The organism is Pseudomonas sp. UBA4194, assembly GCF_002379585.1.
GTDB lineage: Bacteria > Pseudomonadota > Gammaproteobacteria > Pseudomonadales > Pseudomonadaceae > Aquipseudomonas.
In genome coordinates this window covers 97444-111929 of sequence record NZ_DFUE01000030.1, presented here as the reverse complement: position 1 = coordinate 111929, position 14486 = coordinate 97444, and the positions used below count along the sequence as shown (strand labels likewise).

The window sequence follows — 14486 nt, the reverse complement described above, 5'->3', positions numbered from 1 at the left end:
ATATAGCGCACGCCATGCTAAACGTCCAGTCAGCACATCAACGTCGAAATAACGACGAACTTACCCATACATACATCACTTCACGTATCGTAGCAGAGGCGAGTTTGAGGCCATGCCAATCAAGAAGAAGTAGGAGACAATGATGAAAAGCAACGAGTTACCAACAGAAATGTCTTGCGAGGTCGACCTTACGCTGACCTATGGTATTGCCCCTGGTCTCGGCCGTCAGGCAAGGTACTCGGCCCAGCCGATTATGATCTGTCGAGAACTAGCCAAAAAAACGAGCGTCCAGGTGGCTAACTTAGGTGTGGATTTGCTGAAATCACCTGCTATCAGTCATGCGCGAATTATTCTACCAGACGGAACATTGCTGTCTGGAGCTGTAACCAAAGTCAGCCCCTGCGGCACCTACTTTGAGGTGATTGAGAATAAGGGTGTGAATCGCCCCTAGTTTCGTAGACGCCATCAAGCTTCAAGGAAGGGTTGCTGACTTTGCGTAACTGTCCGCTTTTGGCCGCTTGCGGCCAGCCATGGAGGGTAGCAAACAACCAAACCTGGGCAGTTGAGTTAAAGAAACGAATCTGTGCTCTTCTCTCGCTCCCAGCCTAATTTTCACAGCCACAGCGGCACAATCGAAGCGATTAGCAGAGCCCCCAGAAACCTATTCAACAGTCGCCACTGACGTTCGGTTTTCAGTACACCCGCCAGTAATACCCCGGCCACGCACCAGAGCGCGAGCGAGGCCATCGACAACACGGCGAATACGAGGCCGAGCAATACAGCCAGGCTTTCTGCGCCTTGGGTTATTGATGCAAATGAGGCAGCGGCACTCAGGGTCATCGCCCAGGCCTTCGGGTTCTGCCAGAGCAAGGCGACCCCAGCGATAAACCGCGATGGTTTCTGCGTTACGGCCGCTTTGCCGGGCTGGCCGCGCAGCGCGATCTGCATGGCAAGCCAGAACAGATAGAGCGAGCCCAGCAGCTTCATAGCCAGTTGCAGCTCCGGCACCGCTAGAATAAGCCCGCCCAGGCCAAACGCAGCCGCAACAGCCATGCTGGCCAGGCCAAACGAGATACCGGACAACAACGGCAACGAGCGCCACCAACCGAAGTTGGCGCCAGAAGCGGTTGCCAAGGTCGTGGCACCGCCGGGACTGATGGTGGCGACCAGCACAAAAAGAAGAAGCGGCAGAAAGGTGTCGAGCATGCTGAAGATTTCCTTGGGCGAGATCGACTAGATAGCCAATCTGCCGCTAGCATGGAAACTAATATTCATCATGCTCAAGATTACAGACCCTAATGGCTAGAGCTTTACGCACCTTCGATCTGGTATTGCTGCGCACCTTTGTCATCGTTGCCGAACACCGCAGCATGACCGCCGCCGCCAACGCTCTGCACCTCACCCAGGGCGCCGTCAGCCAGCAGATTCGCAAGCTGGAAGAACTGCTGGGCGAGCCACTATTCATTCGCCAGCGGCCCGGCATCCGGCTATCGCCACTGGGCGAGCGGCTGATCGCCAAGGCGCGCCAGATGCTTGCACTCAACGACCAGCTTTGGACGCAGCTGCACGGCAATCCTGTGCAAGGCATCGTGCGCCTCGGCGTGCCCTATGACCTGGCCGGCGCTTGGATAACGCCGGCGCTCAGAGCGTTTACGGCCACCTATCCGCAGGTCGAACTGTCAATGAAATGCGGCGCTTCGCCCGAGCTAATACAAGCCACTGCCAACGGTGAACTGGATGTGGCAATTGCTGAAGAAGTGGTCGAGCAAGCAAGCGGCGAGTGCCTGTCCATCGAGCGCCTGGTCTGGGCCGGTGCCGAGGGCGGCGCGGCGTATCTGAAGTCGCCGTTGCCCGTCTCGATGGTCGCCGAGACATGCGTATTTCGCTCGCCCGTTCTTGCCGCGTTGCAGGCTCTGGACCGGCCCTGGAACACTCTGTTCGAAAACGGCAGCCTGGAAGCCACAATCACGATGGTCCGCAGCGACCTTGCGGTGTCCGTCTGGTTGCAGTCCACCCTGCCCAGCGGCCTCGACATCCTGCCACCAGACGCCACGCTACCCCAACTAGCCCCGATAGCAATTACGTTGCATCGCGCCAAGGCATCGCAAAGTGCCGCGAGTGAGGAGCTGATTCGGCATATTCGAGCGCATCGTGCGGGAGCTTGATGCGTAGGAGAGCTCATGCGATTGGTAGCGGGTTTATTTTCCAGCCTGAATGTTCGTTGTTGGCCGATTGCTGTACTTCGGATGATGATGTAACGACAACGTCCGCGATGATTCGAATGCCGCCGATCCCCATCATCTGAATCCACTTCCACAAGCGGTCATTGGATGTCGCTGCCCATTTCACATCAGGCCGTATTCTGTCTGGCCAGCCATTCGCTGCGAGTAATCTCCCAAACTTCCAGTTCCATGGGACCGGACACGAAGTGCCCGTCCCGCGTTCCTATCAGGCGCATGCCTTCATGTTGGGATACTTTGCGCGAGGCATGGTTGGCAACGGCTTTGGGTACATGCATGACTGGGCGCGACAATGTTTCAAACCAGTAGGAGTTGATGATTTCGCAGGCTTCGCGCATGTAGCCATTGCCCTGATACTGCGGGGCGAGCCAGAAGCCTCTGTGGTTGCCAGGCTGGTCATACAGGCTGATGCTGCCGATGATGTGCTCAGGCTGCAGTCGCGTGCGAATCATCCAATGCCACTCCCGTCCCGCAGCCATGGCAGGTAAGGCGACATCCCGTACGTAAGCCAAGCCGCCGTCCTCGGGATAGGGCCAGGGGACGCGTTTATCCAGATAGCGCACAACCTCCCAATGGGGGAAAAGCCGCTGCACCGCCTCTGCATCAGTCAATTGCAGCGGGGTGAGGATCAGGCGGGAAGTAAAGAGTGTGGGCTGGCATTCCATTGCATGCGTCCTATGCAAGTGTTGTCCGGGGTGACGGCACTCTGTCAGACCATAAGCCAGGTGTCGACTGGTTGGTTCTAGCAAAACATCGTACAAGTCAGGCCGGACTCCAAGTGACTACCAAGGTTGCCGACCATGACTTCCAAAGAACCCACCGGTAGGTCCATCCGAACCCAGCAGCGCCATCTTCAGCGCTGTTGCCGCCCCTTCCTCAGGCGTCAATACGCCCGAGTTGCCATTGAGATCGGTCCGCACATGCCCCGGCTCGACAGCGTTCACTTTGATTCCGAGCGGCTCCAGCTCTTTCGCAAACGAGACTGTCACGGCATTCAGCGCAACCTTTGACGAGGTGTAGTCGAGAAAGTTGACGGTCGAATAGATCGATGTTGGATCGGTTATCAACGCCAGCGAACCGACGCCGCTGCTCATCATCACGATCCGGCCCTGGTCGGCTTTTTTCAGCAAGGGCAGGAAGGCTTGGGTGACGCGCACCGGGCCAAACAGATTGACCTCGTAAACAGCTTTCATGTCCTGCATTCGCACCTCACTCGGTGCCTTGCTCATGTCAATCGCGATGCCGGCGTTGTTGATCAGAACGTCAAGTGCCGCTACTTGCTCGGACAGCATCGCCGCCGCTCGATACACACTGTCTTCGTCAGCCACATCGAGTTCCAGCAGGCTTGCATCGAGCCCGTCATCACGCAATTGGGCGACGGCCTGCTCGCCGCGGCTGCTATCGCGAGCGCCGATCCAGACGAAGAATCCGGCCTCGGCAAGTCCTTTGGCAATCGCCAGTCCGATGCCTTTGTTTGCGCCGGTGACGAGCGCTTGTCGTTTGATAGTCATCGTGGAAATCCTCGGAATTCGAAGGTGCTCTTTCTTTTGAGCTGGGAACGTGAAAGATCCGTGCCCCATCCCCCGTTCGGGTGGCGAGCCGGGGATGGGACTTGGCGTCTTGTCAGGCGATTTGCGCTACGGCATCGCTTTGCGCACCTTTGACGTGGTGGCTCAGGTCTCCAGCAAAACGCAAGGTCACTTCACGCCGCGTGAACCGCCATTCCCCATCCTGCAGTTCGAACTGGTCGAGGTATTTGCCGGCGCAAATAGGCTGCAAGGGGAAGCCGTCAAGCTGTTGATGCACCGTGTAGTAGCTTTCCGAACGGGCGTTATCGCCTGAAGGGGCGACATCAATCAGCACGTTAGTGATCGAATGCCACGTGCGCGGCGTACCATCGGCATGTGTCTGAAGGCCAGCTTCGAAGAAACCCAACAGCCCCTCTACCGACGAGGCCTCGTTGCCCAGCACATGAATGACCGCATGCTGAAGCACCTCGGCCACACCCGTGAAATCTCCACTATCAAGACGGTGGATGTAGGTGGCGTGAAGGCGGTGAATGGCACTCTCGGCGGCAAGGCGTGTGAGTATGTCTGGTGAGGGAGTCATGGCGTTCTCCTGGGCCTGGGCCCACAAATGAATGGTGTACAGCGGTGGCCATACGTTTGATGCGCTCGGCAGGCGACCTTGGCGGCAATCCAATAGGGCGTCGGACGGAGGAGGAGCAGCGACACAGCGATCTAGGACTGCGAGGCTCCGCCATCTGCGAACAGCTCGACACCGTTGATATAGCTGGCGGCGTCACTGGCCAGGAAAGCCACGGCAGCGCCAATCTCATGGGCTTGGCCGATACGCCCGATGGTGCTTTTCTCACCCAAGGACTCGATCACCGCTTCAGCGTGTTCCGCGAGCATACGGCGCAGTGACGAGGTATCCACGGGGCCCGGGCTCAAGAGGTTGATGCGCACCCCGCTGCCTTTGATATCGAGCGTCCAGCTTCTGACCAGCGTGCGCAGTGCCGCTTTGGTTGCGCCGTAAACACTCAATCCTGGGCCGGGGTCGATGGAAGCAGTAGAGCCAATGATGACAATGCTGCCGCCCTTGCCCATGTGCGGCAGCGCGCCCTGAACGGTGAAGGTCACGCCCTTTACGTTAGTGCTGAACACGCGGTCGAAATAGGCTTCGGTGATGCTGCCAAGCGGAGCGATCTCGCCCATACCGGCATTGGCAACGAGCACATCGATTCGGCCATGGCGGGTCTTGATTGCGTCAAACAGCGCAGCGAGATCGGCTATCACCGATACGTCCGCGACCACCGCGCTGGCCCGGTCTCCCAGCTTCGCCAGGGCCTCGTCCAGTTGTTCCTGGCGACGCCCGGTAATCACCACCGTGGCGCCCTGCCCCGCCAGCTCCTGGGCGATGGCAAGGCCTAATCCCGAGGATCCTCCGGTGACGAGAGCGACTTTGTCTTGAAACTGCATGCTGATGCTCCTGTGAGTACTGGTAGGGATGAATTTATATAGCGAACACTACATAGCTCTGATGAGCAGCGCAATACATTTAGTGATTGCTATATAAATCATTCATGCGGCACCGTGCAGTTGCCCTGCCATATAGCGGTCGCTACAATCATGACCCCACCATCGAGATCACCATGAACGACAAAATTCGCCAACGCCGCCCTGCTTTCGACAGAGAGGCTGGGGTCGCCATCGCTCAGGCCATGTTCCACCAGCGCGGCTTCGATGCCGTTAGCCTCACGGATCTGGTCGAAGCCATGGATATCAAGCCGCCCAGCTTCTACGCTGCGTATGGCAGCAAGGCTGAGTTGTTCGAGAAGGCCATGCTGCGCTATGCCAGCGAGAATGCGTTGCCGTTGGACAAGCTGCTCGCTCCGAATCGACCTGTACCTGAAGCCCTCGCCGCCCTGCTCGTCGCGGCGGCCAAGCAGTATGCAAAGGACAGCATTCTGCGAGGCTGCATGATCACTGAGGGTACGCGTGCGGACGACGAGGCGGCCCGCCAGATGGCTCAGGCTCTGGCGGACGGGGGCGTGAAGGTGATTCGGGATTATCTTGATCGAACATTGCCTGAAAAAGCCCAGTGCCTGACCGACTACCTTTCGATTACCCTGCGCGGGCTATCGTCCGCAGCGTGTAACGGCATGCCGCGCAAACGGCTGATCGAGGCCGCGCAGACGGCGGGCCGGTTCATTGCGCATGAGCTGGGGAAAGAGCAGCAAACGACCCGTTAGCGCATACGCCCGTCACCTAGCTCCACATTCCGAACTCAGCTGTTCTGTCCACCATCCACATTCAGCGTTGCTCCCGTGATGTAAGCGGCATCCGGGCCCACCAAGAACGCTACGGCTGCGGCGACTTCTTCGGGCTGGCCATATCGACCCAAAGCCGTCATCTGCTTGACCATCGACGCCATGTCACTGGTCTCAGGGTTCAGCTCGGTATTGATGGGACCGGGCTGGATGGTATTGACGGTGATATGACGCGGCCCCAGATCTCGAGCCCAAGCCCGGCCATATGCGGCAACTGCGGCTTTGCTGGCTGCGTAGCCGCCAATGCCGGGAAACGGCGCGCGGATGGCGAACATGGTGCCGATTGACACGATACGGCCGCCGTCTGTGAGCAAAGGCACGGCTGCGCGTACTGCTGCGACGACACCGCCGATATTGATGGCTTGCTGGCGATCCAGCTCGGCGATGTCCGCCTGGGGATCGCCGATAACGCCCGTTACGAAGACGCCTGCGTTGTTGACCAAAATGTCCAGCCGACCGAAGTGCTCGTGTGCTTTGCGGACAAACGAAGCGACTGCATCGCTATCCGCCTGATCGGCCGCAACCGCCAACACCTTCACGCCTAGGGCTTCAATCTCGCTGGCCACCGCCTTCGCACGCTCTGGCGAGCTGGCGTAGCTGAAAGCGATATCGGCTCCCTCCGCTGCCAGGCGCCTTGCAATAGCGGCACCGATGCCGCGTGATGCGCCGGTAATCAGCGCCACTTTACCTCTCAAAAACTGAGTCATGGGGTGTCCTTTATGAAACGTGAGCGCTGCGGGTCGCAGGCCAGAGCAATCACAGTAAGCGCCATCTCCGGCGGGATAAACTGACCAAAGAGGTATATAAAATCCCTGAACGGGTGATAATCGATGGCTCTCATCGCTGCGGATTTCCCATGGACTATTTTCTGGCCGTAAAAGCGTTCAATCGCATCGTGGAGACAGGAAGCTTCGTCAAGGCAGCCACGCAGCTCGACCTGCACCCCAACGTTGTGACCAAACTGGTCCAAAGCCTGGAATCGCACTTGCGGGTCAGGCTGCTTAACCGAACGACCCGCCGCGTGACGTTGACCCGCGAAGGCGATTTTTACTATGAACGGATGAACCGGGTACTCGACCAATGGCTGGAGGTCGAGTCGGAAATCGCCCTCACCCACGCCAATCCCAAAGGCCGTATACGGGTAGACATGGGCACGACCATTGCCACGCACCTGGTGATACCGGCCCTCGCAGCCTTCAACGCCCGCTACCCCAACATCCAGATCGAAATAGGTGCCAGCGACCGTACCGCAGACCTGGCAAGCGAAAACATCGACTGTGTCATTCGCGGCGGTGATCTTCGCGACTTCTCCCTGATCGCCCGTCGCTTGGGAAGCGTGGAATTCGTCACCTGTGCGACCCCTGCCTATCTCGCTGCGCGCGAACCGCTTTGCCATCCCTCGCAGTTGGAGAACACTCACCCGGTGGTGCGGTACGCATTCCCTTCCTCCGGCAAACACAACCGGGTCGAACTCGTGCGAGGTGACGAGCAGATAGTGATCGAAGGCAACTATGTGGTGGCCGTCAACGACAGCAACGGCTACCTGGCTGCCGGGCTAGCAGGGTTGGGCGTGCTCCATACGTTGCGCTTCATGGTGCAGCCTCATCTGGAATCAGGCGAACTGGTTCCCGTGCTGGAGGACTGGTCGGCGCGCGCCAACACCCTCTCGGTGGTGTACATGCCCAATCGGCATCTGAGCGTGCGAGTCCGAGCATTTGTCGATTGGCTGGTCGAATACTTTGCGACGCACCCGCACGTGATCGCTTGAATGACATCGGCAATACGTGACCCCACGTGTTGCCCTCTTATTACAACGGTCAATAGCCAACCCCACGCACGCCGCCCGAAGCGCGAATGGACTCTCCGGTGATCCAATGTGAATCCTCGGAGGCGAGGAAGACCGCCAGCGCAGCGATATCTTCTGGCTCACCAAAGCGCCCTAGCGGCGTTCCCGCCAGCAGCTTCTCGCCCAACTCTCCGGCAAAGTTGCCGTGAGTACCTGGTGTATTGGTATGCCCTGGCAAGATGGAATTGACTCGGATGCCCCGTACGCCCAGCTCTCGCGCCAAAGCAAAGGTCAAGGTATCGACAGCGCCCTTTGTGGCCGAGTACACGCTGGAGGCCAGGTAGGGGTCGGTGCTGAGGATGGAGCTGATATTGATGATGCTACCCTTGGCACCCAGCAGTTTGACCGCCTCGCGCACTGCAAGCAGGTAGCCCAGCACGTTGAGGTTGAACTGTTTATGGAAGGCCTCTTCGGTGAGGTCATCGATCATCTGGAACACCGCCACGCCCGCGTTGTTGACCAGGATATCCAGGGTTCCATGCTCAGCCTTTACGGTAGCGAACAGGCGCACGACATCGGCGCCGATACTCATGTCGGCCTGTAAGGCATAGGCGCTGCCTCCCAGCTCGATGATGTGTGCAACTACCGCGTCAGCCTCGATATGGCTGGATGCGTAATTGACGATTACTGTCGCGCCTTGCGCCCCAAGTGCCTTGGCAATGCCAGCGCCGATACCCTTGGAGGCGCCGGTGACTACCGCGATTTTTCCTTCGAGTTTCATATTCGATTTTCTCTGAGTGAGGGTTCTACTGAAGGCTCGTCGCCACCGGCCTCTGGCCGAAACGCAACGAGCCGCGTGCCCCAGTATTCGCCCCCTGCTGCTCCAGCGTGTGCCGATTTCTCGCACATTCCTGCCTATTCTTCTCACATGGCTTGCGCTGCCCCGGTAACAGGGCCATCGTCTCGCCATGGACAACGCGATGGCCGAACTGCGCAGCATCGTGATGCGCGCACACGACAAATGGACCGATACGGGATTGCCTCGCGTGCAAATGGTCCGCGCCGAGGCCTGCGCCGACCAGGTCTATCAGCCCATGCTGCATCTGGTGCTTCAGGGGCAAAAGACGCTGTCCATAGGGGATGCCGTGTCTCGATACATGGCGGGCAGCTATTTTCTGGTCCCCGTGGATGTACCTGCGACGGGTCAGATTCACAGTGCAGCCACTGACCAACCTTACCTTGCTGTGAGCCTCACCCTGGACCCCGTGGTGATCTCGACGCTGTTGTTTGAAGACCCCAGCACCGCCAAGCTCTCCAGCGGCTCCTGCTTTGAACCTGTGCAGGCACCGGCCGAGATGATCGATGCCTGGTTGCGGATGATGAGATTGATGGATCGCCCCCATGAGGCTGCGGTTCTGGGCCCCATGGTCGAGCGCGAGATCCTGTTCCGCGCATTGCAGGGTCCACTGGGCGGGGTGCTGCGAGACGTTGCGCGTCCGGAGGGTCGACTGGCGCAAATTCGACGGGCGACCCAGTGGATCCGCGAACACTACACCGAGCCGTTTCGCGTAGAGCCTCTGGCGATGATGGCGGATATGAGCGTGGCGGCCTTCTACCGCCATTTCAAGTCGGTGACCGCCATGACGCCCATCCAATACCAGAAGCGCCTGCGTTTGCTGAGGGCGCGCTGGCTGCTGCTGTTCGACACGCGAGATGCCACCTCGATTGCCTACACCGTGGGCTACGAGAGCGCCTCGCAATTCAGCCGCGAATACGCACGACTGTTCGGTCTGCCGCCGGCGCGCGACGCGGCGAGATTCAAACTGCCGCCCGCCATCGACGCAAAACCCGTACAACGAAGCTTCGGGCGGTGAAACCGGTCAAATCAGCAGCGTGCTCATTAACCGTGCTGCCAGTTCTTGAAGACGAATTCCAGGCTGTACCCGTCCGGGTCCAGCACATTGGCGGCGTAGTAATCGGGGTCGTAGTGCAAACGCGCGCCAGGTGCGCTGTTGTCACTACCGCCATTGGCTAGCGCCGCAGCATAGGCGGCTTCAACCTCGGCCTTGCTGCGTGCAACGAACCCCACATGCAGCGCCCGCGCTTCGACAACGCCCTTACGCAACCAGAAGAACATCCGCCCATTGGCGCCAAACCCTTTCAAGTCAGGATGCCCGGGTGGGCCATCCTTGCCGTCGTAGTCCAATCGTGCGGTGATGCCTAACGGCGCGAGCGCCGCTTCATAGAAAGCTATAGAGCGTGCAATGTCGCTGACCGACAGGAAAATATGATCCAGCATGGGTGACCCCCCTCAGATGATGTAGCCGCCAGGAGCCTTCACAGTAAGGGACTGGGGCTTCATGGGCGCGACGGTTCCTACTGCGAACCTGCCTGTTTCTGCTTTTTGCTTGCGCTGGGGGCCAAAGCCACGTCAGCATGCTCGGCATGAACAGCCAACTGAATGAACTGCGCAGCCTCGCCGCCAAGGCCGAAAACCGTCGCACCGAGACGGGCATCCCTCGTGTGGCGATGGTCCAGGGCAAGATCCCGGAGCACATGCTCGCCGCGGTCTACGACCCGATGATCAACCTGATTTTACAGGGCAGTAAAACCATGACGGTGGGCGACCGTACGTTGCAGTACGACCCAGCGACCTATTTCGTCATGTCCATCGAGCTGCCAGCCGTGGGCGCTGTCCACCCTGCCGCCACAGGGGAGCCATACCTGGCGGTCAGCTTGACGCTCGATCCCATGGTGCTGTCGACACTGCTGGCGGACCTGCCCAAACCTGCCGAGCGTCACGACAAGGATGCAGGCTTTTCAGTCGCCGCCACCACACCCGAATTGATGGACGCCTGGGTGCGGATGCTGCGCTTGATGGGCAAGCCAGATGACATCGCAGCACTCGCCCCTGCTTATGAGCGCGAAATTCTGTTCCGGGTTTTGCAAGGCCCCCATGGCTGGATGCTGCGAGAAATCGCTGCTCCCGACACCGCCATGGCCAGGGTCAACCAGGCGATACAATGGATTCGTCGTGACTACGCCGAACCCATCAGGATCGAGAGCCTGGCGCAGAAAGCAGCCATGAGCGTCTCGGCGTTTCATCGCCACTTCAAGGCAGTCACCACCCTGAGCCCCTTGCAATATCAGAAGCGTGTGCGCCTGCTGCAAGCGCGTATGCTGATGATCGCCAGTGCCAAAAGCGTCACCTCGGCGGCATTTGAGGTTGGCTATGAAAGCGCTACCCAATTCAGCCGGGATTACGCACGGGTGTTCGGATTACCCCCGGCCAGGGATGCAGGGAGAATTCTGGCAGCGACAAAACGCTAGGATCGGCTGAGAATCCACCTGACCGAAAGAGACACCCAAAATCTGGCCATCCCCCCGCCCTGACCGCAAATCACAATACGCTCACTCCTCACCAAGACGCGCCTGGTAAGCCTGCCGGGCCGCCTCGATGCTTTGCCGATGTCGCTCTGCCCATAACCACACGCCGCAGAACGCCTCCCCCAGGCTCATACCCATCTCCGTCAGGCGGTATTCCACTTTTGGCGGCACCTGGGGGTACACCGTTCGCACCAGCAAGCCATCGGCCTCCATCTGGCGCACCGTCTTGGTCAGCATTTTCTGGCTGACGCCGCCGACCTTGGCCGTCAGTTGGGTGAACCGCAGGCAGCCGTGTTCAGCCAGGGCCTCGATCACCAGCATGGTCCACTTGTCAGCAATGCGGCCGATGATCTCGCGTACCAGCTCGTCCAGTTCGGGGTCCCGTGCATCGCCGCCATGGGGCCATTGCGGAGGGCGTGTGGTGGGTTGCATCGGGTCGCTCATTTGCCATGGTTTCCGCTTGGTAAGTACAGCACTTTCAGGCGCCTACTTCCGTAACGCCCCTATCGGTCCTATGGTAGGGCAAGTCGCCCCGTACGGGGTACGTCATCGTTGGGATCACACGGGAGACACGCAATGGAAACCACAGGCAATACGATCCTGGTCACCGGCGGCGGCAGCGGCATCGGCCGCGCGCTCGCCGAAGCCTTTCTCGGCTTGGGTAATCAAGTCATCATCGCCGGGCGTCGCGAGTCGGTCCTCAAGCAGGTGGTGGACGCCAATCCGGGCATGGCCTACGCCGTACTCGATACCAGTGACGCCGACGATTCGAAACGAGTCGCCGAGCGATTGATCGTCGACTACCCGAAGCTCAATGTAGTCATCCATAGTGCTGGCATCATGCGCGGAGAATCCCTTCAATCGGGCGCCACGGAACTGGAGGTCACCGTCGCCACCAATCTGGTCGGCCCCATCCGTCTGGATGGCCTGCTGGTGCCGCATTTCCTCAAGCAGCCGCATGCAGCCGTGGTGACGGTTTCATCCGGCCTGGCCTTCGTGCCCCTTGCCTTGACCCCAAGCTATTGCGCTACCAAGGCCGCCGTGCACTCCTACAGCCAGTCGCTGCGCTACCAACTGAAAGACACCGCCATCAAGGTCCATGAACTGGTACCGCCCTACGTCCAGACCGAACTGATGGGCGATCGTCAACTCAACGATCCCCACGCCATGCCGCTGCGGGATTTCATCGAGGAAGTCATGAACATCTTCCAGAACTCACCTGACGCTGAAGAGATCCTGGTCGAGCGGGTCAAGCCGCTGCGCTTCGCCGAAGCCAACGGCGGGTATGCCGAGTTCGTCAGGCACTTCAACGACCAGATGGTCGCAGCGCGAGTCGGCGAGTAGGCCAGATCAAACCCTAACCAATACCCACAATCCCAACTAGGCTATCTGCAATCGCTAAGTGGACAGCGGCGAAATACATTGGGCGAACTGGCGGTGAGCATGGATAGGTTTCAGGAAATGAAGGTGCTGCTGGCCGTCGCTCAGGCGCAGAGCTTTGCAGGCGGCGCCAGGCTGATGAGGATGTCGCCGCCCAGTATCACCCGTGTGATAGCGGGTCTTGAGAAGCGCTTGGGCGTCTTGCTGCTCGCACGCAGCACCCGAAGTGTACGGTTGACCGAAGCTGGACGGCGCTATGTAGAGGACTGCAAGCGCATCCTGCTCGAAGTCGAGGCGGCTGAGGAGCTCGCCAGCGGAAGCGGTATGCGAGCTCGCGGAGACCTGACAGTGACCGCATCGGTCATGTTTGGCGAACAGTACCTGATACCTCTGATCACCGAGTATCTGGCGGTCCATCCCGAGGTGACAGTAAACACACTGCTGGTGGATCGCCTGGTGAACCTGGTGGACGAAGGCGTCGATGTCGCCGTACGGATAGGTGAGTTACCCGATACCAGCCTGCGGGCCGTAAAGGTCGGACAGGTCTCTATGGTCGTATGTGCTGCGCCGTCGTTGCTCGATCGCGTCGGCAGGCCTGTGCAACCTGCGGATGTCATGAAACTCCCCATCGTGATGTCGTCGGCCAGTGCCCTGCTCACTGACTGGCGCTTCACCGTCGGCAACAAGACCCTGACGCTACACCCCTCGCCGCGGATGGTCGTCAACTCCAATCATGCGTCGATCAAGGCCGCGTCAATGGGCTGGGGTCTGACTCGGGCATTCTCCTATCAGGTGGCCGACTCGGTCGCGAAAGGTGAGTTGGAAATCCTGCTCAAGGACTATCAGACACCTGTGCTGCCGGTGCATATCCTGTATCAGAGCGGCGAGCGGATATCGGCCAAGGTACGTACTTTCGTTGATTATTGTTCCGCGCGACTCGCGGCGGATTCGGCGCTACGAGCTTTCCCGGTGATATAGGCGTGGGCCGCCGCTGTGAGGCCCGGACATGCCAGCCAGTGGCGCGGCGCGATGGCCTCGACGGCGGTGTGTCGCCGATGACTGTCCACATTCAGGAAAACGAAATTATGTATTGCACGGCGCGGTGATTCTACCCGGCTGCGGATGAGCGCACTATCGCTCCACCAACGTAATAACCGCCACCGGGGTTTGCAGCTGCGTTGTTTCCCATGCCCAAACAACAAGGAGCCTGCACCATGGCAAATCCCATCAAGCTGTATCGCCACCCTCTTTCCGGCCACTCCCACCGCGTCGAGCTGCTGCTGTCGCTGTTGGAGCTGCCCACCGAACTGGTGTTCGTCGACCTGGCCAAGGGTGACCACAAGAAAGCCGCGTACCTGGCTATCAACGCCTTTGGTCAAGTGCCGGTCATTGACGACAATGGCACGCTGATCAGTGATTCCAATGCCATCCTGGTCTACCTCGCCAAGACATACGGCAGTGGTAGCTGGCAGCTACCGGACCCCATCACTGAAGCGCGCGTTCAGCGCTGGTTGTCGGTGGCGGCCGGCCAGGTTGCCTACGGTCCTGCCGCCGCAAGGCTGATCACGGTATTTGGCGCCGCATTGAATGCCGAGGAAGTCATCGCCCGTGCGCATACCCTGCTAAAGGTGATGGAGACCGAACTCAGCGACAGCCCATTCCTGATCGGAAGCGAGCCTAGCATCGCCGATGTGGCCAACTACAGTTACATCGCCCACGCACCCGAGGGCAACGTATCGCTGGCGCCGTATCCAAATGTGCGGGCCTGGCTGCAACGTGTGGAGGCACTGCCTGGATTTGTGCCCATGCAGCGCACTGCCGTGGGTTTGCAAGCCAACTGAGACCTGTATCGCCCAGGAGC

Annotated in this window: 18 protein-coding genes; 9 read left to right on the top strand and 9 right to left on the bottom strand. The window is 59.4% G+C overall.

The annotated features are described in order from the left end of the window. Positions 1–142 precede the first annotated feature (142 nt). The gene (locus B3397_RS08800; protein ID WP_296249151.1) at positions 143–451 is read left to right on the top strand and encodes a hypothetical protein; all 309 of its coding nucleotides are present in this window, start codon (positions 143–145) and stop codon (positions 449–451) included. Between the two features lie 161 nt (positions 452–612). On the opposite strand, the gene B3397_RS08795 is transcribed toward B3397_RS08800, so the two are convergent. Continuing rightward, entirely contained in the window at positions 613–1206 is a 594-nt protein-coding gene (locus tag B3397_RS08795) for a LysE family translocator (RefSeq protein ID WP_296249150.1), read from the bottom strand. Between the two features lie 92 nt (positions 1207–1298). Between B3397_RS08795 and B3397_RS08790 the strand changes: the two genes are divergently transcribed. Then, positions 1299–2165, top strand: a complete 867-nt coding sequence (locus B3397_RS08790) for a LysR family transcriptional regulator (RefSeq protein WP_296249148.1) — start codon at positions 1299–1301, stop codon at positions 2163–2165. Positions 2166–2350: 185 nt separating this feature from the next. Here the strand turns inward: B3397_RS08790 and B3397_RS08785 are convergent, their stop codons facing one another. The 4 genes from B3397_RS08785 to B3397_RS08770 form a co-directional block, all read right to left on the bottom strand. Further along, positions 2351–2905, bottom strand: coding sequence for a GNAT family N-acetyltransferase (locus B3397_RS08785; RefSeq protein ID WP_296249147.1), 555 nt, complete (start codon positions 2903–2905; stop codon positions 2351–2353). Positions 2906–3022: 117 nt separating this feature from the next. Further along, complete coding sequence (locus B3397_RS08780; RefSeq protein WP_296249145.1) at positions 3023–3751, bottom strand: SDR family oxidoreductase; 729 nt, start codon at positions 3749–3751, stop codon at positions 3023–3025. 112 nt (positions 3752–3863) lie between these two features. Next, positions 3864–4349: a nuclear transport factor 2 family protein gene (locus tag B3397_RS08775; protein WP_296249142.1), complete on the bottom strand. Its 486-nt coding sequence runs from the start codon at positions 4347–4349 to the stop codon at positions 3864–3866. Between the two features lie 131 nt (positions 4350–4480). Then, on the bottom strand, positions 4481–5221 hold the full coding sequence (locus tag B3397_RS08770) for an SDR family NAD(P)-dependent oxidoreductase (protein WP_296249140.1): 741 nt from the start codon (positions 5219–5221) through the stop codon (positions 4481–4483). Between the two features lie 173 nt (positions 5222–5394). On the opposite strand from B3397_RS08770, the gene B3397_RS08765 reads away from it, so the two are divergent. Further along, positions 5395–5994, top strand: a complete 600-nt coding sequence (locus tag B3397_RS08765) for a TetR/AcrR family transcriptional regulator (RefSeq protein ID WP_296249137.1) — start codon at positions 5395–5397, stop codon at positions 5992–5994. 35 nt (positions 5995–6029) lie between these two features. On the opposite strand, the gene B3397_RS08760 is transcribed toward B3397_RS08765, so the two are convergent. Continuing rightward, positions 6030–6779 carry an SDR family NAD(P)-dependent oxidoreductase gene (locus B3397_RS08760; protein WP_296249135.1) on the bottom strand — a complete coding sequence of 250 codons (750 nt, stop codon included), beginning with the start codon at positions 6777–6779 and terminating at the stop codon, positions 6030–6032. 149 nt (positions 6780–6928) lie between these two features. On the opposite strand from B3397_RS08760, the gene B3397_RS08755 reads away from it, so the two are divergent. Further along, complete coding sequence (locus tag B3397_RS08755; protein WP_296249132.1) at positions 6929–7840, top strand: LysR family transcriptional regulator; 912 nt, start codon at positions 6929–6931, stop codon at positions 7838–7840. Positions 7841–7889: 49 nt separating this feature from the next. Here B3397_RS08755 and B3397_RS08750 read toward each other — a convergent pair whose 3' ends face one another. Then, positions 7890–8639 (bottom strand): SDR family NAD(P)-dependent oxidoreductase, encoded by a 750-nt coding sequence (locus B3397_RS08750; RefSeq protein ID WP_296249131.1) that lies wholly within the window; start codon positions 8637–8639, stop codon positions 7890–7892. 199 nt (positions 8640–8838) lie between these two features. On the opposite strand from B3397_RS08750, the gene B3397_RS08745 reads away from it, so the two are divergent. After that, positions 8839–9732 (top strand): AraC family transcriptional regulator, encoded by an 894-nt coding sequence (locus tag B3397_RS08745; RefSeq protein WP_296249129.1) that lies wholly within the window; start codon positions 8839–8841, stop codon positions 9730–9732. Positions 9733–9758: 26 nt separating this feature from the next. Here the strand turns inward: B3397_RS08745 and B3397_RS08740 are convergent, their stop codons facing one another. Continuing rightward, complete coding sequence (locus tag B3397_RS08740; protein WP_296249126.1) at positions 9759–10157, bottom strand: VOC family protein; 399 nt, start codon at positions 10155–10157, stop codon at positions 9759–9761. A 146-nt stretch (positions 10158–10303) separates the two neighbouring features. On the opposite strand from B3397_RS08740, the gene B3397_RS08735 reads away from it, so the two are divergent. After that, positions 10304–11188 (top strand): AraC family transcriptional regulator, encoded by an 885-nt coding sequence (locus B3397_RS08735; protein ID WP_296249123.1) that lies wholly within the window; start codon positions 10304–10306, stop codon positions 11186–11188. Positions 11189–11269: 81 nt separating this feature from the next. On the opposite strand, the gene B3397_RS08730 is transcribed toward B3397_RS08735, so the two are convergent. After that, entirely contained in the window at positions 11270–11677 is a 408-nt protein-coding gene (locus tag B3397_RS08730) for a winged helix-turn-helix transcriptional regulator (protein WP_296249121.1), read from the bottom strand. Between the two features lie 144 nt (positions 11678–11821). Here B3397_RS08730 and B3397_RS08725 point away from each other — a divergent pair, with 144 nt between their 5' ends. The 3 genes from B3397_RS08725 (at position 11822) to B3397_RS08715 (ending at position 14466) form a co-directional block, all read left to right on the top strand. Continuing rightward, positions 11822–12589, top strand: coding sequence for an SDR family oxidoreductase (locus B3397_RS08725; protein ID WP_296249120.1), 768 nt, complete (start codon positions 11822–11824; stop codon positions 12587–12589). Positions 12590–12706: 117 nt separating this feature from the next. Continuing rightward, positions 12707–13603, top strand: a complete 897-nt coding sequence (locus B3397_RS08720) for a LysR family transcriptional regulator (protein ID WP_296249119.1) — start codon at positions 12707–12709, stop codon at positions 13601–13603. 236 nt (positions 13604–13839) lie between these two features. Continuing rightward, entirely contained in the window at positions 13840–14466 is a 627-nt protein-coding gene (locus B3397_RS08715) for a glutathione S-transferase (protein ID WP_296249116.1), read from the top strand. Positions 14467–14486 lie beyond the last annotated feature (20 nt).